The organism is Thermithiobacillus tepidarius DSM 3134, assembly GCF_000423825.1.
Lineage (GTDB): Bacteria > Pseudomonadota > Gammaproteobacteria > Acidithiobacillales > Thermithiobacillaceae > Thermithiobacillus > Thermithiobacillus tepidarius.
In genome coordinates this window covers 17605-37538 of the sequence record NZ_AUIS01000010.1, presented here as the reverse complement: position 1 = coordinate 37538, position 19934 = coordinate 17605, and the positions used below count along the sequence as shown (strand labels likewise).

At 67.7% G+C, this 19934-nt stretch carries 21 protein-coding genes and 1 pseudogene; 18 read left to right on the top strand and 4 right to left on the bottom strand.

The window, feature by feature from the left end:
- Positions 1 to 3 precede the first annotated feature (3 nt).
- From G579_RS0106935 to G579_RS0106910, 7 genes and pseudogenes are all read left to right on the top strand, one after another.
- Positions 4 to 789: a dioxygenase family protein gene (locus tag G579_RS0106935; protein ID WP_028989598.1), complete on the top strand. Its 786-nt coding sequence runs from the start codon at positions 4 to 6 to the stop codon at positions 787 to 789.
- 239 nt (positions 790 to 1028) lie between these two features.
- A complete protein-coding gene (locus G579_RS16370) occupies positions 1029 to 1700 on the top strand; it encodes a c-type cytochrome (protein WP_051181066.1) in 672 nt (223 codons plus the stop codon).
- A gap of 39 nt (positions 1701 to 1739) precedes the next feature.
- Positions 1740 to 2714, top strand: a complete 975-nt coding sequence (locus tag G579_RS16365; protein ID WP_081662651.1) for a c-type cytochrome — start codon at positions 1740 to 1742, stop codon at positions 2712 to 2714.
- Positions 2715 to 2988: 274 nt separating this feature from the next.
- Positions 2989 to 3303: pseudogene (locus G579_RS19720) on the top strand (PAS domain-containing protein); the annotation flags it as partial.
- A 12-nt stretch (positions 3304 to 3315) separates the two neighbouring features.
- The gene (locus G579_RS18190; protein WP_230973813.1) at positions 3316 to 4518 is read left to right on the top strand and encodes a sensor histidine kinase; all 1203 of its coding nucleotides are present in this window, start codon (positions 3316 to 3318) and stop codon (positions 4516 to 4518) included.
- Positions 4519 to 4612: 94 nt separating this feature from the next.
- On the top strand, positions 4613 to 5785 hold the full coding sequence (locus tag G579_RS0106915) for a BaiN/RdsA family NAD(P)/FAD-dependent oxidoreductase (RefSeq protein WP_028989597.1): 1173 nt from the start codon (positions 4613 to 4615) through the stop codon (positions 5783 to 5785).
- 14 nt (positions 5786 to 5799) lie between these two features.
- On the top strand, positions 5800 to 6249 hold the full coding sequence (locus G579_RS0106910; protein ID WP_028989596.1) for a YaiI/YqxD family protein: 450 nt from the start codon (positions 5800 to 5802) through the stop codon (positions 6247 to 6249).
- A 39-nt stretch (positions 6250 to 6288) separates the two neighbouring features.
- On the opposite strand, the gene orn is transcribed toward G579_RS0106910, so the two are convergent.
- On the bottom strand, positions 6289 to 6831 hold the full coding sequence (gene orn / locus G579_RS0106905; RefSeq protein WP_038018698.1) for an oligoribonuclease: 543 nt from the start codon (positions 6829 to 6831) through the stop codon (positions 6289 to 6291).
- Positions 6832 to 6900: 69 nt separating this feature from the next.
- Between orn and G579_RS0106900 the strand changes: the two genes are divergently transcribed.
- Genes G579_RS0106900 through G579_RS0106890 form a run of 3 tightly spaced genes read left to right on the top strand, consistent with a single transcriptional unit; the run spans position 6901 to position 9844 of the window.
- A complete protein-coding gene (locus G579_RS0106900; RefSeq protein WP_028989594.1) occupies positions 6901 to 7320 on the top strand; it encodes a secondary thiamine-phosphate synthase enzyme YjbQ in 420 nt (139 codons plus the stop codon).
- 16 nt (positions 7321 to 7336) lie between these two features.
- The gene (locus tag G579_RS0106895) at positions 7337 to 7765 is read left to right on the top strand and encodes a hypothetical protein (RefSeq protein WP_028989593.1); all 429 of its coding nucleotides are present in this window, start codon (positions 7337 to 7339) and stop codon (positions 7763 to 7765) included.
- A 60-nt stretch (positions 7766 to 7825) separates the two neighbouring features.
- Positions 7826 to 9844 (top strand): thioredoxin domain-containing protein, encoded by a 2019-nt coding sequence (locus G579_RS0106890; RefSeq protein WP_028989592.1) that lies wholly within the window; start codon positions 7826 to 7828, stop codon positions 9842 to 9844.
- Between the two features lie 336 nt (positions 9845 to 10180).
- Here the strand turns inward: G579_RS0106890 and G579_RS16355 are convergent, their stop codons facing one another.
- The 3 genes from G579_RS16355 to G579_RS19715 all read right to left on the bottom strand — a co-directional run bounded on the left by G579_RS16355 (position 10181) and on the right by G579_RS19715 (position 13099).
- The gene (locus tag G579_RS16355; RefSeq protein WP_155989764.1) at positions 10181 to 11677 is read right to left on the bottom strand and encodes a bifunctional metallophosphatase/5'-nucleotidase; all 1497 of its coding nucleotides are present in this window, start codon (positions 11675 to 11677) and stop codon (positions 10181 to 10183) included.
- Between the two features lie 46 nt (positions 11678 to 11723).
- Positions 11724 to 12338 (bottom strand): 7-cyano-7-deazaguanine synthase, encoded by a 615-nt coding sequence (locus tag G579_RS0106880; RefSeq protein ID WP_028989591.1) that lies wholly within the window; start codon positions 12336 to 12338, stop codon positions 11724 to 11726.
- 80 nt (positions 12339 to 12418) lie between these two features.
- Positions 12419 to 13099, bottom strand: a complete 681-nt coding sequence (locus G579_RS19715; RefSeq protein ID WP_408033220.1) for an acyltransferase — start codon at positions 13097 to 13099, stop codon at positions 12419 to 12421.
- A gap of 353 nt (positions 13100 to 13452) precedes the next feature.
- On the opposite strand from G579_RS19715, the gene G579_RS0106870 reads away from it, so the two are divergent.
- The 8 genes from G579_RS0106870 to ruvA all read left to right on the top strand — a co-directional run bounded on the left by G579_RS0106870 (position 13453) and on the right by ruvA (position 19922).
- Positions 13453 to 13707: an FmdB family zinc ribbon protein gene (locus tag G579_RS0106870; protein ID WP_028989590.1), complete on the top strand. Its 255-nt coding sequence runs from the start codon at positions 13453 to 13455 to the stop codon at positions 13705 to 13707.
- A 180-nt stretch (positions 13708 to 13887) separates the two neighbouring features.
- Positions 13888 to 15681, top strand: a complete 1794-nt coding sequence (gene aspS / locus G579_RS0106865) for an aspartate--tRNA ligase (RefSeq protein WP_028989589.1) — start codon at positions 13888 to 13890, stop codon at positions 15679 to 15681.
- The gene (nudB, locus tag G579_RS0106860) at positions 15665 to 16078 is read left to right on the top strand and encodes a dihydroneopterin triphosphate diphosphatase (RefSeq protein WP_081662649.1); all 414 of its coding nucleotides are present in this window, start codon (positions 15665 to 15667) and stop codon (positions 16076 to 16078) included. The genes aspS and nudB overlap by 17 nt, the downstream gene beginning before the upstream one ends.
- 40 nt (positions 16079 to 16118) lie before the next feature.
- Complete coding sequence (nadA, locus tag G579_RS0106855; RefSeq protein WP_051181062.1) at positions 16119 to 17219, top strand: quinolinate synthase NadA; 1101 nt, start codon at positions 16119 to 16121, stop codon at positions 17217 to 17219.
- A gap of 20 nt (positions 17220 to 17239) precedes the next feature.
- Positions 17240 to 17848, top strand: a complete 609-nt coding sequence (locus G579_RS0106850) for a lysophospholipid acyltransferase family protein (protein WP_081662648.1) — start codon at positions 17240 to 17242, stop codon at positions 17846 to 17848.
- A gap of 131 nt (positions 17849 to 17979) precedes the next feature.
- Positions 17980 to 18735, top strand: a complete 756-nt coding sequence (locus G579_RS0106845; RefSeq protein WP_028989585.1) for a YebC/PmpR family DNA-binding transcriptional regulator — start codon at positions 17980 to 17982, stop codon at positions 18733 to 18735.
- Positions 18736 to 18828: 93 nt separating this feature from the next.
- Positions 18829 to 19338, top strand: a complete 510-nt coding sequence (gene ruvC, locus G579_RS0106840; protein WP_028989584.1) for a crossover junction endodeoxyribonuclease RuvC — start codon at positions 18829 to 18831, stop codon at positions 19336 to 19338.
- Positions 19335 to 19922 (top strand): Holliday junction branch migration protein RuvA, encoded by a 588-nt coding sequence (gene ruvA / locus G579_RS0106835; protein ID WP_028989583.1) that lies wholly within the window; start codon positions 19335 to 19337, stop codon positions 19920 to 19922. Before ruvC ends, ruvA begins: the two co-directional genes overlap by 4 nt.
- Positions 19923 to 19934 lie beyond the last annotated feature (12 nt).

Here is a 19934-nt window from a genome sequence, read left to right as displayed (position 1 = left end):
GCCATGGCCAGACTGCCCGCCGTCTTCCTGTCCCACGGCGCGCCCACCCTGGCCCTGCAGGGCGGGCCGGCGGTGGGCGCTTGGCGGGACTTGGCGGCGGCGCTGCCGCGGCCGCGGGCCATCCTGGTGGCTTCCGCCCACTGGCTGCACCCGCGCCCTGCCCTGGGCGCCGCCGACGCGCCCGCCGCCATCCACGACTTCGGCGGCTTTCCGGCCGCTCTCCACGCGCTGCGCTACGCGCCGCCCGGCGATCCGGAGTTGGCGGCACGGCTGGCCGCACGCCTTGGGGCCGAGCTGGACCCGGCCCGCGGCCTGGACCACGGCGCCTGGGTGCCGCTGCGGGCCATGTATCCGGCGGCGGACATTCCGGTGCTGCCCCTGGCTTTGCAGCCGCAGCAGGGGCCGCGCCATCACTTCGAGCTGGGCCGCGCCCTGGCCGGGCTGGGGGAGGCGGGCATCCTGCTCCTCGCCTCCGGCAGCCTCACCCACAACTTGGCCGACATCGTCTGGGGCGCCGGCCAAGCGGCGGCACCGGACTACGTGCGCGCCTTCCAGGGCTGGATGCACGAACGCCTGCTGGCCCGCGATCTGGACAGCCTGCTCGACTATCGGCGCCAAGCCCCCGGCGCCGCGCGCGCCCATCCCACCGAGGAGCACCTGCTGCCGCTCTTCGTTGCCTTGGGTGCGGCCTGGGAGCGGGGCGGGGTGCAGCGCCGCTACGCCGGCATCAGCGAGGGCGCGCTGGCCATGGATCTCTACGTTTTCGGCGGGGAGGCAAGCGCTGCCTGAGTGGCCGCTGTGCGGCTCGTGGGCAAGCCCGCTGGCGCGCCGTGATGCCGCGTCCGGGCATGCGGGAGCGAGCTTGCTCGCGATCACTTCCGGTCGTCCCCGAGGCCGTGGCGGACCTCGCGGGGGCGGATGCCGGCGGGCGGCATCCGCCCAAAGCCTCTGGGGTGGCCGGCGTGGCGCGCTTAAACTCTTCAGTTCGCGACAAATTCCAGGTTTTTAAAAGAAAAAAGGAGCAGCTTATGCGTTATTGGCTCCCTGCGGTTCTGGTGGCCGGCGTGGTGGCGTCCACGCCAGCGCTGGCGCAAGTGAACGCGCAACAGCTCGTGACTCAGGGCAATGGACGCGGCGCCACGGCCTGCGCCAGCTGTCATCAGGCGAACGGCGCCGGGCAGGCGCAGGCTGGTTTCCCGCGGCTGGCGGGCATCAATGCCGATTACTTGGTCTCCCAGATCGAGGCATTCAAGAACGGCACGCGCAAGAATCCCACCATGGAGCCCATCGCCAAGGCGCTGTCGCCCGAGGAGGCCCGTGCCGTGGCCACTTACTTTGCCCAGCAGAAAATCCCGGTCCCGCCGGCGCCGCAAGTGTCTCCCGAAGTGCTGCAGCGGGGGGAGCGGCTAGCCACGAGGGGGCACTGGCGCGACAAGAATCTGCCGGCGTGCATCCAGTGCCATGGCCCCAACGGCGAGGGAGTGGGGGTCGACTTCCCGATGCTTGCCGGACAGCACGCCAGCTATATCCAGGCCCAGCTCGAGGCCTACAAGAACGGCACGCGCAAGAGCGATCCGGTGGCCCTGATGCGGACGGTGGCCGAAAAGCTCAGCGCCGAGGACATGCAGGCCGTCGCTGCGTACTTCGCCGGGCTGCCCGCCGGGGGCCCGGCAACGGCCGGGAAACCCGCTGCCAAGTAACAAGGATCGGCGAGTTTGAATACTATTTGGGAGTGAGCCATGAATTACCCGAGAGCTATTTCCGCGCTCGCGCTCCTGGGGAGCGCGCTGATCCTGGCCGGCTGCCAGGAAAAGCCCGGCGAGGAGCAGGCACGGCCGGCGGCGCAGACCGCGGCCACCCAATCCCCCGCCGGCGAACTCGCGCGCGGGCTGCCGCCCACGCCCGCCGCCCAGTCCGGCGGCAAGGCGCTCACCTACTTCAATCCGCCCGAGAAGATCCCGGACAACGAGTTCGGCAAGCTGGTGCGCCAAGGCGAGCTGATCTTCACGGATACGCCCACGTACGCCAAAGGCTTCGCCGGCAACGGGCTGAACTGCGCCAATTGCCACATCGACCACGGACGCCAGCCCAACTCCGCACCGCTGTGGGCCGCCTACGTCAGCTATCCGGCCTTCCGCAAGAAGACTGGCGAGGTCAACAGCTTCGAGGAGCGGCTCCAGGGCTGCTTCATGTACAGCATGAACGGCAAGGCCCCGCCCGCCGACAGCGAGGTCATGAAGGCGCTGGTCACCTACGCTTACTGGATGGCCGAAGGCGCGCCGGTGGGCGACACCAAGATGGCCGGGCGCGGCTATCCCGAGTTGGACAAGCCGGCGCAGGAGCCCAGCGCCGAGCGGGGTGCCAAGGTCTTCGCCGCCAACTGTGCCGTTTGCCACGGTGCCAACGGCCTGGGCCAGAAGGCCAGCAACGGCAAATACGTGTTCCCGCCGCTCTGGGGGCCGGACTCCTTCAACTGGGGCGCCGGCATGCATCGCATCAACACCGCCGCCGGCTTCATCAAGGCCAACATGCCCTTGGGCAAGGGCGGCAGCCTGAGCGACCAGGACGCCTGGGACGTGGCCGCCTACATGAACAGCCAGCCGCGCCCGCAGGACCCGCGCTTCACCGGCAATCTCGCCGAGACGGACAAGAAATATCACGACGAGAACTGCTACTACGGCGAGGCGCCGATCCTGCCCCGCAAGAAAGGCTGATGCTTCGGCTGGCCATCCGCTTCACCGGCGCGGGCCCCAAACCCGCGCTTTTTTTCGCCCGCCCCATGGCAGGCCAGCCCGAAGGCAAAAATCGGAGTGAATGGCGCCGGATTGCAGCGGGTGCCGCTTTATCAGCCTCAAGCCCGATTTGCCAAGCTTATGCCCAAGCCGGGGGCTGGCGCGCCGCGTGCTTTGCGACCAAAGTCGAGTGATAATCATTATGCGTGGGTATAAAATACATCATTGACAATGCTGGACAAGCTGGCGAAAACTCATGGTGAACTTGGCAAGTTCCTCATCCAGACGGCCGGGCCGGAAAGAAATCGAGAGTGTCATCAATGCCAGCTCCGCCGTGCTTTATTTGCTCCCGTTCGATCTCGCCGCTACCACGCCGCTCTGGATCAGTGAAAATGTAGTCTCGATTCTGGGATTTGCCGCCGAAGAGGCGATGGGCTCTCCGGATTGGTGCCTGCAGCGCGTGCATCCCGATGACCGGCAGGCATTCCTGGAAGCGCGCTCCAACTTGCTGGAAAAAGGGCGAATCAGCCTCGATTTGCGTATTTGCCATCAAAACGGCAATTACGTATGGATGCGCCATGAAATGTGGCCCGTGGTCGATGGGCGCGGCCGGCCGGCCAGGATCATGGGCATGGGCTGGCGCCTCGACGGGGACGAGCACCCGGAGGCGATCCGGGCGGAGCAGGAAAAATTCTTGCTCATGCTCGCCAATGTGACGGATTTCGCCTTCATCTTCATTGATACCGAGGGACATGTCACCCGCTGGAGCCATGGCGCCGAGCGCATTTTCGGCTATCGGGAGGACGAGGTCGTCGGCCTGCCCGCTGCGCTCATCTTCACTCCCGAGGATCGGGAGCGCGGGATGCCGGAAGCGGAGCTGGGCAGAGCCATCACGGAAGGGCGGGCCGAGGACGAGCGCTGGCATCTGCGCAAGGACGGCAGCCGCTTCTGGGCCAGCGGCGCCTTGCGGTCCGTGCGCGACGAGGCGGGCAACCTGCGCTTCTTCGTCAAGATCCTGCGGGATTTGACCGAGCGCAAGCTGATGGCAGACCGGATGGAGCAGCTCAACGCGGAGCTGGAGCAGCAGCTGGCGCAACGGACGACGGAGCTGCTGGCCATCAGCCGCGAGCTGGAGGCGTTCAGCTATTCGGTATCGCATGATCTGCGCGCGCCGCTGCGCGCCATCGACGGCTTCAGTCACGCCCTGTTGGAGGACTATTTCCATACCCTCGACGAGGAGGGGCGCAAGCACCTCGATCGGGTACGCACCGCCAGCCAGCGCATGGCGCAACTGATCGACGACCTGCTGCACCTGTCGCGGGTGACGCGCAGCGAGATGCAGCGGGAGCAGGTGAATCTGAGCGAGATCGCCTGGCAGGTGGCCGAAAATCTGTATGCCGCGCAGCCCGAGCGGCAGGTGGAGTTCATCGTCGCGCCGCACGTGACCGCCTATGGCGACGCGCGCTTGCTGAAGGTGCTTCTGGAACAGCTGCTGGGCAATGCCTGGAAGTTCACCCGCAAGGTCGACCAAACGCGCATCGAATTCATCGCAACGGAGGCCGACGGCAAGCGCGCCTACTGCATCCGCGACAACGGCGCCGGCTTCGACATGGTCTACGCCGGCAAGCTCTTCCAGCCCTTCCAGCGCCTGCACGGCATCACCGAATTCGAGGGCACCGGCATCGGTCTGGCCATCGCGCAGCGCATCGTCGCCCGCCATGGCGGGCACATCTGGGCCGAAGGGGCGGTCGGCGGAGGCGCGATGTTCTGCTTCACCCTGAGCTGAGCCGCTCGTCGCCAGCGGGTGACCGGGGGGCCGATTCCGGCGATAATCGCGCTTTCGATCGAGCGGGGAAGCCGGCGTCGCAGCCGGGCGGCACATGGAATCAGCAAAGGATGTAGTCATCATCGGCAGCGGCGCGGCGGGCATGATGTGCGCCATCGCGGCCGGCAAGCGCGGGCGCTCGGTGCTGCTCATCGACCATGCGGCCAAGCTGGCGGAGAAGATCCGCATCTCCGGCGGCGGGCGCTGCAATTTCACCAATCTGCACGCCAGACCGGAAAACTACCTTTCCCAGAACCCGCACTTCTGCCGTTCGGCGCTGGCGCGCTTCACGCCGCAGGACTTCATCGCCCTGGTGGAAAAGCACGGCATCCGCTATCACGAAAAGAAGCTCGGCCAGCTCTTTTGCGACGGCAGCGCGCAGCAGATCATCGATCTGCTGCGGCGCGAGTGCGAGGCCGTGGGCGTCGTGCGCTGGATGCCCTGCCAAGTCAGGCAGGTGCGCCGGACGGCGCGCTTCGAGCTGGACACGGACCGCGGCGCGGTGACGGCGCAGTCGCTGGTGATCGCCACCGGCGGCCTGTCCATCCCGCAGATCGGCGCCAGTCCCTTCGGCTACCGCATCGCCGAGCAGTTCGGGCTCCATGTCACGCCCGTGCGTCCGGCTCTGGTGCCGCTCACCTTCGCCCCGGAAGAGCTGACTGCCTTCGCCGACGTGCCCGGCGTCGCCGTGGATGCGGCGGTCAGCTGCAACGGCGCGCGCTTTCGCGAGAACCTGCTCATCACCCATCGCGGCCTGAGCGGGCCGGCCATCCTGCAGATTTCCTCCTATTGGCGGCCGGGCGATGCCATCCACATCGACCTGCTGCCCGACCACGACGCCGAGGCGCTGCTGCTGGCCCATCGGCACAGCCAGACTCTGTTGCCGAATCTGCTCGGCCAGCATCTGCCCAAACGCTTCGCCCAGGCCTGGTGCGCGGCCTACGCCTCGGCCCAGCCCCTGCGCCAGTACGGCGAGGGCGCGCTCGAGGCCATCGCCGCGCGCCTGCACGACTGGCCGGTGCGGCCCAGCGGAACGGCGGGCTACAAGAAGGCCGAGGTGACCTTGGGCGGCGTGGACACCCGCGAGCTGTCCTCCAAGACGCTGGAGGCCAAGCGGGTGCCGGGGCTGTATTTCATCGGTGAGGTCGTGGACGTCACCGGGCAACTGGGCGGCTTCAATTTCCAGTGGGCCTGGGCGTCCGGCTACGCGGCCGGGCAGTTCGTGTAAAGGGGGTGCAACTCATGCAGATCTGGGTCGATGCGGACGCCTGCCCCGGGGCCATCAAGGAGATCCTGTTTCGCGCCGCCGAGCGGATGCCGGTGCCGCTGACGCTGGTGGCCAACCAGCCGCTGCGCACGCCCCCGTCGCGCTACATCAAGACCATCCAGGTGTCCGGCGGCTTCGATGTGGCGGACAACGAAATCGCCAAGCGGGTGCAGCCCGGCGACTTGGTGGTAACCGCGGACATTCCCCTGGCCGCCGCGGTGATCGAACGGGGCGGGCATGCGCTGAGTCCGCGCGGGGAGTTCTACACGCCGGACAACATCCGGGAGCGCCTGAGCCTGCGCAATTTCATGGACGAGCTGCGCGGCAGCGGCGTGAACACGGGCGGTCCGGCCGCATTCAGCCAAAGCGACCGCCAAGCCTTCGCCAACCAACTGGACCGCTGGCTCGCCCGGTCGAGCCGCTAGGCCATCGTCTCCCGCGGTCCTCGGCACAGGCACGGCCCGTCAGCCGACGAAGAGCTTATCCCGGTAGTAGCGCAGCTCCCCCAGCGACTCGCGGATGTCGTCCAGGGCCTGATGGCTCTGCTGCTTGGGAAACTTGGGCAGCTTCGGATACCAGCGCGCGGCCAGCTCCTTGAGCGTGCTCACGTCCAGGTTGCGGTAATGGAAGAAACCCTCCAGCTTGGGCATGTGGCGGGCGAGGAAGCGGCGGTCCTGGCAGATGGAGTTGCCGCACATGGGCGAGGCGCCGGCCGGGACGTAGCGGCTCAGGAACTCCATGGTCAGGCGCTCGGCCTCGGCCTCGTCGATGGTGGAACGGCGCACGCGCCCGGTCAGGCCCGATTCGCCATGGGTGCGCACGTTCCAGTCGTCCATGCGGGCCAGCACGGACTCGGGCTGGTGGACGGCGATGACGGGACCCTCGGCGATCAGTTCGAGGGCCGCGTCGGTGATCAGGGTGGCCACTTCGATGATGCGGTCCTGGTCGGGATCCAGGCCGGTCATCTCCAGGTCGATCCAGACGAGGTGATTGGGATTGGGGATCATGGGGCGGATTTCCTGCGCTGATGGTTTTCGCTAGAGTAACCGATTTTCAACGCGCCACGGAATCCAGCGATGCGTCAGTTGCTCCATCACCTCCATCTGCCCACCCGCGGCCGCGGCATGCATGCCTTCACCGACGCCGCGGCCGACTGGCTGCGCCGCGAGGGCGCCGGCACGGGCCTGCTCACCATCTTCAGCCGCCATACCTCCGCCAGCCTGCTCATTCAGGAGAACTACGATCCCGACGTGCAGGCGGATCTGGAGCGCTTTTTCGCGCGCCTGGTGCCGGATGGCGATCCGCTCTTCGAGCACGTGCTGGAGGGGCCCGACGACATGCCGGCCCACGTGCGCACGGCGCTGACCCAGGCCCAGCTCAGCATCCCGGTGGAGCAGGGGCGCATGCTGCTCGGCACCTGGCAGGGCCTCTATCTCTACGAGCACCGCCGCGCGCCGCAGCAGCGCCACGTCGTGCTACACTGGATGGGCGAGTGAGACCAAGGAGACGGCAATGGGCGAGTTCACCGAGAAATTCAACCGCGGCGTGTTCAAGAACATCCTGCGCTGGCCCCAGTGGGACGCCTTCGCGGAAGTCCTGCGGGCGCAGAGCGACGGCCAATGGTACGCCTACCATGTGGGCGAGGCGGTGCCCGCGGCGCCGCTGGCCGCCGAGGATTTCCGCCGTCTGGTCGGCGAGATCGACGCGCTGCTGCGCCGCGATCACGACGAGGACTATCTCGGCATCGTCTACGCCGACGACCTCCAGCAGCCCGCCATGGTCAAGGTCTACGACCCCAACAATCTCGGCGCCTCCTGCGGCAGCAGCGGCGAGCGCATCCTGCCCGGCTGGGTGCTGAGCCGCATCCCGCCCGAGGACCTGGGCGCCACCCACATCGTGCCCGAGGGACGCAAGCGCTGGTGGCGCCGGATGTTCGGCTGAGAAACCCCGACCGCGTCCGTCGGTCCAAACAGCATATCCGCCGACCGACAGGGGGAGACCATGCCCAACCGCCTTGCCAACGAGACCAGTCCCTATCTCAAGCAGCACGCGGACAATCCGGTGGACTGGTATCCCTGGGGCGAGGAGGCCCTGGCCCGCGCCCGCCGGGAAAACAAGCCCATCCTGCTGTCCGTCGGCTACTCGGCCTGTCACTGGTGCCACGTCATGGCCCACGAATCCTTCGAGGACCCGGACATCGCCGCCCTGATGAACCGGCACTTCGTCAACATCAAGGTGGACCGCGAGGAGCGTCCCGACCTCGACCAGATCTACCAGGCCGCCCACGCCATGCTCACCCAGCGCAGCGGCGGCTGGCCGCTGACCATGTTCCTGACCCCCGACCAGGTGCCTTTCTTCGGCGGCACCTATTTCCCCAAGACGGCCCGCTACAACCTGCCCGGCTTCGCCGGCCTGCTGGAGCGGGTCGCCCAGTTCTATCGCGAGCACCCGGACGAGATCGCCAAGCAGAATGCCTCCCTGCTCGATGCCCTGCGCCATGGCGAGGGCGGCGCGGCGGGGGCGCTGAACGCCGCGCCACTGGAATTCGCGCGCCGGCAGCTCGGCGACAGCTTCGACCCGGTGCATGGCGGCTTCGGCGGCGCGCCCAAGTTTCCCCATCCCAGCGATCTGAGCTTCCTGTTGCGCTACGCGGCCGAGCACGATGACGCCGAAGCCCGCCGCATGGCCTGCCTTTCCCTGCGCAAGATGGCCGACGGCGGCCTCTACGATCAGTTGGGCGGCGGCTTCTACCGCTACAGCGTGGACGCCGAATGGCTGATTCCCCATTTCGAGAAGATGCTCTACGACAATGGCCTGCTGCTGAGCGTCTACAGCGACGCCTATCGGGCCTGCGCCGACGCGCGCTTCGAGCGGGTGATCACCGAGACCGTCGACTGGGTCCTGCGCGAGATGCGCGCGCCGGCGGGCGGCTTCTACGCCGCCCTGGACGCCGATGCCGAGGGCGGGGAGGGGGCCTTCTACGTGTGGCAGCCGCACATGGCGCAGGCGCGGCTGAGCGACGACGAGTACCGGGTCCTGGCGCGCCACTACGGCCTCGACCAGGCGCCCAACTTCGAGCACAGCCACTGGCATCTGCACGTGGCGCAGCCGCTGGAAGCCGTCGCCGCCGCCCTGGGGCTGGACCCGGCGCGGGCGGCCGGCCTGCTCGATTCCGCCCGCGCCAAGCTTTTCGCCGCCCGCGCCGAGCGCCCGGCTCCCGGCATCGACAACAAGATCCTGACCAGCTGGAATGCCCTGATGATCCAGGGCCTCGCCCGCGCCGGCGCCGTCCTGGAGCGGCCCGACTGGATCGCGGTGGCGCAGGAGACGGTGGACTTCGTTCGCGGCAACCTGTGGCAGGGCGGGCGCCTGCTGGCCGCCTGCACCGACGGCCAGGCGCATCTCAATGCCTACCTGGACGACTACGCCTTCCTGCTCGATGCCCTGCTGGACCTCCTGCAGGCCGACTACCGCGCCGGCGACCTGGCCTTCGCCCAGGAGCTGGCGGAGGTGCTGCTGGCCGAATTCGAGGACACGGCCGCGGGCGGTTTCTTCTTCACCGGCCATGGTCATGAAAAGCTGATCTCCCGGCCCAAGCCCGCCCACGACAGCGCCATGCCCGCCGGCAACGGCGTGGCCGCCTTCGCCCTGCAGCGGCTCGGCCACCTGCTGGGCGAAACGCGCTACCTGCGCGCCGCCGAGCGCACCCTGCAGGCCTTCCACGCCACCCTGGCCCGCTACCCGGCCGCCGCCATGAGCCTCCTGCTGGCCCTGGACGAATACCTGCACCCGCCGCGCATCATCCTCCTGCGCGGCGAGCGCGACGCGCTGCCCGCCTGGCGCGACGCCCTGCGCCGGCACTGGGCGCCCGCCGACTACGTGCTGGCCCTGCCCAACGACCTGGCCGGCCTGCCCCCGGCCCTGGACAAGCCCAAGGGCAGTCCGGTGGGGGCGTGGGTCTGCCAGGACATGGTGTGTTCGCCGGAGATTCGGGAGGTGGGGCAGGTGCTTGGTGGGTAGGGTAGACTGAGCTGGTGCAAGCCCGCGCTTGGAGAGTTGGCGCGGGCTCGCCCGCGGGTTCTTGGGTGTCGGGGGTTGCCCGACGGCAAGTCACCTTACCGTTCATTGCGCTCAGGCACATGCTCCCTCGTTTCCCGCGGCCGCTGCGGTGCTCGGCGGGCCAGCGGGGCGGGAAAACCAAAACCCTGAACCCCGCTGCCGCTTCCGGTTGTGGGAGCGGGCTGGCCCGCGATGCAGGGGCGGCCGAAACGGCGGATCGCGGGCCAGCCCGCTCCTACAGTCCATGAGCAGCGCGGCCCAGTTCGCTGCCGGGGCATTGATGGCGCCACGCCCGCGCTACCTGCCCTGATCAGACCCGACCCCCATCCCACGCTGCCGATTCGTTCCCCATTCACACCGCCACCACCGAGCCGCGCAGCTCGGCCGAGACGCTTTCGTGCTTGGCCAGTATTGGCGCAAGGCATCGATGGCGCGCAGCTCCAGGTGGCGGCGGTGGCGGCCATATTTCTGCGGCACGCCCTGGCTGGTCACGAAGGCTGCCGTGTAGATGCGCTCGGGCTGCAGCAGCTCGCCGCCGGCGAAAAAGCGCTGGATGCGCTGCCCGGGCGGGTTTTCGATCTTGACGTAGATGTTCGCCCCCAGGCAGCGCTTCACGTAGCCGCCCATCTGCTGGTAAGGGTCGCAGGCGAAGGTGCGTTCCAGATTTTCCTCCATCATCGCCCACAGCTCCGCGCCGCTGAGCTCCACCAGGGAGACGGGCGGATTGGTGGGAATGATGTTCCACAGGTCGTTCAGGGTGATCGGCCCCGGCGGGACCGGCGCGCCGTAGCGCCAGCCGTTGGAGAAGGCGAGCGGGGCGCCGGTGGCGTCGACCAGGGCGGCGAGCAGCAGGTTGTCCATGGTCGACTCCAGCACCGTGTTGCGGTTCAGTGCGGTGCGCGTGTGCCCCACCACCGTGTCGAGCATGGCCCGGTGCGGCGCCAGGGCCGCTTCCACCAGGGCCTGCACGGCGGGGTCCGGGGGGATGTCCTCGGTCACGGGCAGCAGCCGGTGCCGGAAATCGCGGATCTGCCCGCGCTCCAAAGTCAGATCCAGGCGACCGACGAAGGAGCCGTGGCAGCCCGACTGCATCAGGATGGCGCCGTTGACCTGCACCGGTTCGTACAAGCGGTTGTGGGTGTGCCCGCTCAGCAGCACGTCGATGCCGGCCACCTCGCTCGCCAGCTTCACCTCCTGCGGAAACCCCAGATGCGACAGCACCGCCACGAGATCCACGCCTTCCGCCTGGCGCAGGTGGCGGATGTGGCCCGGCAGTTCCTCGCTGCCCAGGGTGAAGCGCAGCCCGGTGCTGAAATGCGGCGGCATGGTCTTGTCCACGATGGTGGCGGCGATGCCGATGATGCCCACCCGCAGCCCGCCGCGCTCGACGACGCGGTAGGGCGGATAGGCCAATTCGCCCGAGTCCCGGTGATAGCAGTTGATGGCCAGCATGGGGTAGTGCAGCTGCTCGGTGATCCGGCGAAACTGCGCCGGCCCGTAGGCAAACTCCCAGTGCGCGGTCATGCCGTCCAGGCCCAGGACGTTCAGCACCGGCACCAGGGCCTGGCCCTGGGAGTGCACGGCGGCAAAGGTGCCGTGGATGGTATCGCCATTGTCCAGGGCGATGACGGCGTCCGGGTGCTCGCGGCGCGCCTGGGCAAAGAGAGTGGCGATGCGGGCGAAGCCGCCCGCCGTCCGGTAGACCGCGTGATCGCCGTCCCAGAAGAGCTCCGGGTGGGGCTCCAGATAGCCGTGGGTGTCGTTGATCTGCAGAATGGTCAGGTGCTGCGCCATCGTATCCTCCACCTGCGGAAAAGTGCGGGGGCGGGCCGCCGGATGGCTAGCGCCGCTGGCGGTAAAAGTCTTCCGGCTCGCTCACGCCGGCTTCGGCAAAGGCGGCCTGCCGCTTCAGGCACTGGGGACAGCGGCCGCAATGCTGCGCGTGGCCGAGCAGGCAACTGTAAGTCCGCGCGTAGTCCACGCCGAGGCTGCGGCCCAGGCGGACCACCTCGGCCTTGTCCAGCTCGATCAGCGGCGTGGTGATCTCGACGCCGCCCAGGGTGCCCGCCAGCGCCCGGAAGCTGGCGAGAAAGGCCGGGCTTGCGCTCGGATAGGCGAGGGTGTCCTCCCGGTTGAGGGCCAGCGACAAGCGCTCGGCGCCGATTTGGGTGGCGTAGCTGAGCGCGACGCTGAGGGCGATCAGGTTGCGGTGGGGCAGGGGCACGTGGAACTGCTTGCTCTGCCCGGCACGGAAGTCGCGGCCGAGGGAGGCCAGATCGAGGCGCTTCAGCGGCAGGCGCAGGGCGTCGCATTGGGCCTGGGCCGCCCGGCGTTCCCAGGGCGCGGCGCGCTGGCCGTAATCCAGGAAAACGGGGAATATGGGTTCGCGGCGGTGGGCGTGGTGGAGCAGCGTGGCGCTTTCGACGCCGCCGCTCAGCAGAATCAGGTGCGACAAGGGAGCATCCGCTTGGCTGTGGCTCGGCGCGAAGACTTTATCTCAGCCGCCATGGCATCGCCAGGCCAAGCGCCGCGCGCTTACGGGAAGAGTCCGGCCATGTGCTGCAACACCGGGATTTGCGTCACGCCCACGGCAAAGCTCAGGGCGGCCTGCTTGGCCTCGGCCAGCGGAGCTTTCTTTTGGGCTGGCTGCCGCTTGCGCAAGCGCTTGGCCGGTACGCCGGCCCAGATCTCGTAGGGCGGCACCGATTTGGTCAGCACCGAACCGGCGCCGATCACCGCGCCGTCGCCGATGCTCACGCCCTTGAGCACGATCACGCCGTGGCCGATCCACACATCGTTGCCGATGGTGATGCCGGCCGTGGCATTGGGCTGCAGGCGCATCAGGGTGTCGGGATCGGTGCCGTGGTCATAGTCATAGAAAGCGCAGCCCTCCGCGATCATGACGTCGTCGCCGATGCGGCAGGGGCCGCTCAGGTTGATGGAGATGCGCTCGCCGAGATAGACGTTGCGGCCGATGCTCAACGATGCTTCCATGGCCTGGTCCGCGCTGGGCACGAAGTTGATCTTGACGTCGCGCCCGAAGCTGACCCAGCCGCCGACATGCAGGCGCGACGGCTGGTTGCAAAAAAAGCCGCGGCCCAGATGGATGCGCCAGCGGCTGCGATAGCCCTGCAGCCACATCAGCGCCAGCCGAAACAGCACATACAGGCGATTCAACTTGCGTACGACAGGGTGTTCCGCTCGGGTCCGTATCATCGCTCATCTCCACAAGGCTTGCACATGCGTCCTGCGAGGAACCGCTTGCCGCATCGGGTTGGGAACGGGAAAACGTGCCGCATGGGGGCGGGCTCGAGCCGCGTCCGCTGCGTTGTCCCCAATGCCGAGCGAAGGCCAAGCTAGCTGCAAAGCTGTATTGTGGTATTTTTGGTGCTGTCAAAGTAACGGTCCCGGAGCCGTCTTTACAATATAACCAAGGTCTTAAGGCCGCGGGGTAAGGGCGCCTGCGCACTTTGGCGACCGCGCCCGGTCGCCCACGCCCGCCGGACGCTTGAAATTTCATGGGGAAAGCCGTATTTATATTAGCGATCAGTAATAAATTGGAGGTTGGCATGCCGACTTACGACTATGCTTGCGCATCCTGCGGTCATCATTTCGCCGCGAAGCAAAAGATGACCGAAGCCCGTCTGGTGGATTGTCCCGAGTGCGGCAAGCCCAGCCTGGACCGTGTGATCGGTGCGGCAGGGTTTGCGCTGAAGGGAAACGGTTGGTATCAGACCGACTTCAAGGGCAGCAAGAAACCCGAGGCGCCCGCACCCGCTTGCGGTGCCGGCGGCTGCGGCGCCGGCGCTTGCTCGGCGGGGTAAGCTTCATCCCCGGCGAAACGCCCAGGAGCGGCAACGCCTCCTGGGCGTTTTTGCGTGCGGCGGGCCTCCGTCTTGCGTCCCCTCCGCTAAATCCCTATATTTTTCATTTTTCGTGCTGATCACGCCACCGGCCCGTCGCGCCGGCACTCGGGCACGCTCAGTTATTCGCCAAGGGAATGTATGCGCAGCCATTATTGTGGAAATCTGAACGAGGCCCTGTTGGGTCAGGTCGTCACCCTGTGCGGCTGGGCCCACCGGCGCCGGGATCACGGCGGCGTGATCTTCATTGATCTGCGCGACCGCGAGGGGCTGGTGCAGGTGGTGGCCGACCCGGAGGCCGAAGCCGCCTTCGCCGTGGCGGAATCGGTGCGCGGCGAGTACGTGCTGCAGGTGACCGGCTTGGTGCGCGCCCGCCCGGCGGGCACGGTCAACCCCAACCTGCCGAGCGGCGCCATCGAAGTGGCGGCGCAATCCATCACCATCCTGAACACGGCCGAGACCCCGCCCTTCCCGCTGGAAGACGAGGAAATCAACGAAAACCTGCGCCTCAAGTACCGCTACCTGGATCTGCGCCGGGCGCCCATGCTGCACAGCCTGCGCCTGCGCCACCAGGTCACCCGCTTCGTGCGCAACTATCTCGACGAGCACGGCTTCATCGACGTGGAGACGCCGGTGCTGACCCGCTCCACCCCCGAGGGCGCGCGCGATTACCTGGTGCCGTCGCGCACCTATCCCGGCCAGTTCTTCGCCCTGCCGCAGAGCCCGCAGCTCTTCAAGCAGCTCCTGATGGTGGCGGGCTTCGACCGCTATTATCAGATCACCAAATGCTTCCGCGACGAGGACCTGCGCGCCGACCGTCAACCCGAGTTCACCCAAATCGATCTGGAGACCTCCTTCCTCGACGAGGAGGGCGTCATGGGCATCACCGAGGGCATGATCCGCGGGCTGTTCCGCGAAGTGCTGGGCGTGGCGCTGCCCGATCCCTTCCCGCGCATGACCTACGCCGAGTCGGTCGGCCGCTTCGGCCTCGACCGGCCCGATCTGCGCAACCCCCTGGAGCTGACCGAGCTCACCGACCTGATGCGCGAGGTGGACTTCAAGGTGTTCAGCGGGCCGGCGCAGACCGGCGGGCGCGTGGCCTGCCTGCGGGTACCCGGCGGCGCCGAGCTGTCCCGCTCCCAGATCGACGAATACACCGCTTTCGTCGGGATCTACGGCGCCAAGGGCTTGGCCTGGGTCAAGGTCAACGATCTCGGCCAGGGCCGCGAGGGCCTGCAGTCGCCCATCCTGAAATTCCTGCCCGATGCCGTGATCGACGAGATCCTGCGCCGCAGCGGCGCGCAGACCGGCGACATCCTCTTCTTCGGTGCCGACAAGGCCAAGGTGGTGAACGAGGCCCTCGGCTACCTGCGCAACCGCATCGGCCTCGACCGCGGCCTGCTGCGGGGCGACTGGGCCCCGGTCTGGGTGACCGATTTCCCCATGTTCGAGTACGACGACGAGGCCGGGCGCTGGGTTTCCCTGCATCATCCCTTCACCGCGCCCAAGGTCGAGCAGCTCGATTTGCTGGAAAGCGAGCCGGGCCGGATCCTGTCGCGCGCCTATGACATGGTGCTGAACGGCAACGAGATCGGCGGCGGCTCCATCCGCATCCACAGCACCGAGGTGCAGCAGCGCGTGTTCCGGGCACTCGGCATCGACGATGCCGAGGCGGCGGACAAGTTCGGCTTCCTGCTCGATGCCCTCAAGTTCGGCGCGCCGCCCCACGGCGGCCTGGCTTTCGGCCTGGACCGGCTGGTGATGCTGCTGTCCGGCGCGGATACCATCCGCGACGTGATCGCCTTCCCCAAGACCCAGAAGGCCGGCTGCCTGCTCACCGAGGCGCCGTCGCCGGTGGCCGACAAGCAGCTGCGCGAGCTGGGCATCCGCCTGCGCCAGGCCCCGGCCGCCGACAAGGATGTACAAGCTTCCTAAGTCGGTGCTGGTGGTGGTCCACAGCGGCGAGCGGGTGCTGTTGCTGGAGCGCAGACAGCCGCCGGGCTTCTGGCAGTCGGTGACCGGCAGCCTGGAGCCCGGCGAGGACTGGCATGCGGCGGCGGTCCGCGAGCTGGGCGAGGAGACGGGCCTGGCGCCCGATGGCCTGGTGGACACGGGAATCGTCAACCGTTTTCCCATCCACCCGGCCTGGCGCAGCCGCTACGCGCCCGAGGTGCAGGAAAACGAGGAGCACGTCTTCGCCTTGGCGTTGCCGGCACCCGTGCCGGTGCGCCTCGACCCGGCCGAGCACCGTCAGGCCTGCTGGCTGCCCCGCCAGGAGGCCCTGCGTTTGGCCAGCTCCTGGACGAACCAAGCGGCCATTCGGCGGATCTAAGCTATATTTTGCAGTAGGAGCGATCGGAGGAGGTATCAGCATGGCGACGACTGCGGCGATTTCCCTGGACAAGCTGCGTCCGGCCAAGCCCGAGGAGCTGGACGCCCGCATCCGCGCGGCCAAGGCCAAGCTGGGCAAGCGTGCCATCATTCTCGGCCACCACTATCAGCGCGAAGAGGTCTACCGCCATGCCGACATCCACGGCGACTCCCTCATGCTGTCGCGCGAGGCGGCCCGCCAGGATGCCGAGTACATCGTCTTCTGCGGCGTGCACTTCATGGCCGAGGTGGCCGACATCCTGAGCCGGCCCGAGCAGATCAGCATCCTGCCGGACCTGGCGGCGGGCTGCTCCATGGCCGACATGGCCGACATCGTCAAGGTGGAGCGGGCCTGGCGCGAGCTGGCTCAGGTGCTCGATCCCGACGAGCAGGTCACGCCGGTGACCTACATCAACTCGGCGGCCGATCTCAAGGCCTTCTGCGGCGAGCACGGCGGCATCGTCTGCACCTCCAGCAATGCCCAGAAAATCCTGCAGTGGGCCTTCGCCCGGCGCGAAAAGGTGCTGTTCTTCCCCGACGAGCACCTGGGGCGCTGGAGCGGCCATCAGCTTGGCATTCCCTTGGAGGAGATGGCGGTCTGGGATCCCGATCTGCCCCTCGGCGGACTGACGGAGGCGCAGATCCGCAATGCCAGGATGCTGCTGTGGAAAGGTTTCTGCTCCGTGCACCAGATGTTTCAGCCGGCCCACATCGAACGCTGGCGCGCGGCCCATCCGGAGGGTTTCGTCATCTCCCACCCGGAGTCCAGCTTCGAGGTGTGCCGCCAGTCCGACCATGTGGGTTCCACCGAGTACATCATCAAAACCATCAAGGCGGCCGCGCCCGGCACCCGTTGGCTGGTCGGCACCGAGCTCAATCTGGTCAACCGCCTGGCCGAGGAGGTGAAGGCCGAAGGCAAGGTGGTGGAGTTCATGTCGCCCATGGTTTGCATGTGCTCCACCATGTTCCGCATCGATCCCGAGCACCTGGCCTGGACCCTGGAGAGCCTGGTGGAGGGCCGGGTGGTGAACCAGATCACGGTGCCCGCCGAGGAGGCCGCGCTGGCCAAGGTCGCCCTGCAGCGCATGCTGGATGTTTCCTAGTTTGTCCATGACGAGCCGCCATGCAGCGTCTGCCTGACCGCGCCGATTACTGGCCCGGTTGGGCAAAGCTGCTGCATGGCGCCATGCGCGCCTACGCCCGTTATTGGCAGGGCGCCTATCTGGGCCGCTCCACCGTGCCGACCGGCGGACCGGCCATCCTGGCCTGCAATCACGTGTCCGTGCTCGATCCCGTGCTGCTCATCGCCAGCAACCAGCGCATCATCTCCTTCATCGTGGCCCAGGAGTATTACGATCAGCCCCTGCTGCGGCCCCTGCTGGACGCGGTCGGCTGCATTCCGGTGCGGCGCGACGGCCACGACCGCGCCGCCCTGCTGAAGGCGCGCCAAGTGTTGTGGGAAGGACGGGTACTGGGCCTCTTTCCGGAGGGCGGCATCGGTCGCGATGCGGCGGCGGCGCGGGAAGGCATCGCCTGGCTGGTGCAGCAGACCGAGGCGCCCGTGATTCCGGCCCGGATCACCTGCGCCCGGCAGGTCGGCGGCGACCTCCGCACCTATCTGACCCGGCAGCGCCCCTATCTGCGCTACGGTCCGCAGCTGCGCCTGAAAAAGGAGATGAGCCGCCAGGAAATCCTGCTGGAGGTCATGGCCGCCATCGAAGCCCTGGAATGACGCTGCCCCGATCCGGATGTTATAATCAAGCGAATTTGCCGGGCGGCAGCCCGTAAGCCCCAAGCCGCTTGGCGGGGCCGGTTGCCCCGGACCCGTCACGTACCCGAATCGAGCATTAGGAGACAGTACCCATGGCCGGACACAGCAAATGGGCCAACATCAAGTTCCGCAAGGCGGCCGTGGACGCCAAGCGCGGCAAGATCTTCACCCGCCTGATCAAGGAGATCACCGTGGCCGCCCGCCTGGGCGGCGGCGATCCGTCCGCCAACCCGCGCCTGCGCACGGCCATCGACAAGGCCTATGACAACAACATGGCCAAGGACAACGTCGAGCGCGCCATCAAGCGCGGCACGGGCGAGCTGGAGGGGGTGAATTACGAGGAAGTCACCTACGAGGGCTACGGGCCTGGCGGCGTCGCCATCATGGTGGAGACCATGACCGACAATCGGGTGCGCACCGTCGCCGAGATCCGCCACATCTTCTCCAAGCGCGGCGGCAACCTGGGCCAGGACGGTTCGGTGGCCTATCTCTTCAAGAAGCGCGGCCTGCTGGTCTTCGGCAAGGACAGCCTGGATGAGGACAAGCTGCTGGAGGCGGCCCTGGAAGCCGGCGCCGAGGACGTGGTCACCGAGTCCGACCGCTTCGAGGTCTACACCGATCCGGCCGACTTCCAGCAGGTCAAAGACGCCATGGAGGCGGCCGGCCTGAAGCCCATGGAGGCGGAGATCACCCGCATCCCGGAGACCCATACCGTGGTCACCGGCGAGGACGCCGAGCGCCTGCTGAAGCTCTTGGATGCCCTGGAAGACAACGATGACGTGCAGAACGTCTACTCCAACGAGGACATCCCCGACGAGGAGATGGAGCGCCTGCAGGCGGCCGGTTAGGGCGAAGCGTGGAGGGTGAGAGGTGAAGCGCAGAGGCCGGCGGGTGGTCCGGCCAGCGAATCACGCTTCACCACTCACCGTCCACTTCCCAAGATGCGTATTCTCGGCATAGATCCCGGCTCGGTGCGTACCGGCTTCGGCATCGTGGACCTGCAGGGCGGGCAGTTGCGCTATGTGGTCAGCGGCTGCATCCGGGTCGGCGATGGCCCCCTGCCGGAGCGCCTGCGTACCATCTTCCGCGAGATGGACAGCATCCTGGAGCAGTACCGGCCCGACGAGGTGGCGGTGGAGCGGGTATTCATGGCGCGCAACCCGGATTCGGCCCTGAAGCTCGGCCAAGCCCGCGGGGCGGCCATCGTGGCGGTGGTGAACCGGGCCCTGCAGGTGCACGAGTACACGGCCCTGCAGATCAAGCAGGCCACCGTGGGCCGCGGGCATGCGCAGAAGCAGCAGGTGCAGCACATGGTGCAGGTGCTGTTGCAGCTGCCCGGCAAGCCGCAGGCGGACGCCGCCGATGCCCTGGCCTGCGCCCTGTGCCACGCCCATACCGACCAGACCCTGCGGCATTTGCAAAGCCGCGGCGTCACAGGAGCGAGGAGATGATTTCCCAACTGCGCGGCGTTATCCTGTCGCAGCGGCCGCCGTGGCTGGAGCTGGACGTGCACGGCGTGGGCTACGAGCTGGAGCTGCCGCTGTCGGCATTTTGCGACATGCCCGCCGTGGGCGAGTCCTGCCATCTCTACACCCACTTGGTCGTGCGCGAGGACGCCCAGCTTCTGTACGGCTTTGCCAGCGAGGCCGAGCGCGACCTCTTCCGTACCCTGCTGCGGGTGACCGGGGTGGGCGCCAAAATGGCCTTGGCCTGCCTGTCGGCCCTGACCGCGGAGCAGTTGTGCCAAGCCATTCACAGCGAGAACGTGGCGCGCCTGGCGACGGTGCCCGGCATCGGGCGCAAGACCGCGCAGCGCATGGTGCTGGAGCTGCGGGACAAGCTGGGCCCGATTCCGCTGCTGCCCGGCGCCGCGCCCGCGGCGGGTCAGCCGCACAACGCCCGGGACGAGGCCATCGCCGCCCTGGTGGCGCTCGGCTACAAGCCGGCCCAGGCCGGGAGCGTGGTGCAGGGGCTGGCCGACGATCTCAGCACCGAGCAGTACATCCGCCTGGCGTTGCAGGGCTTGGCGAAATAATCGGCGCGATGC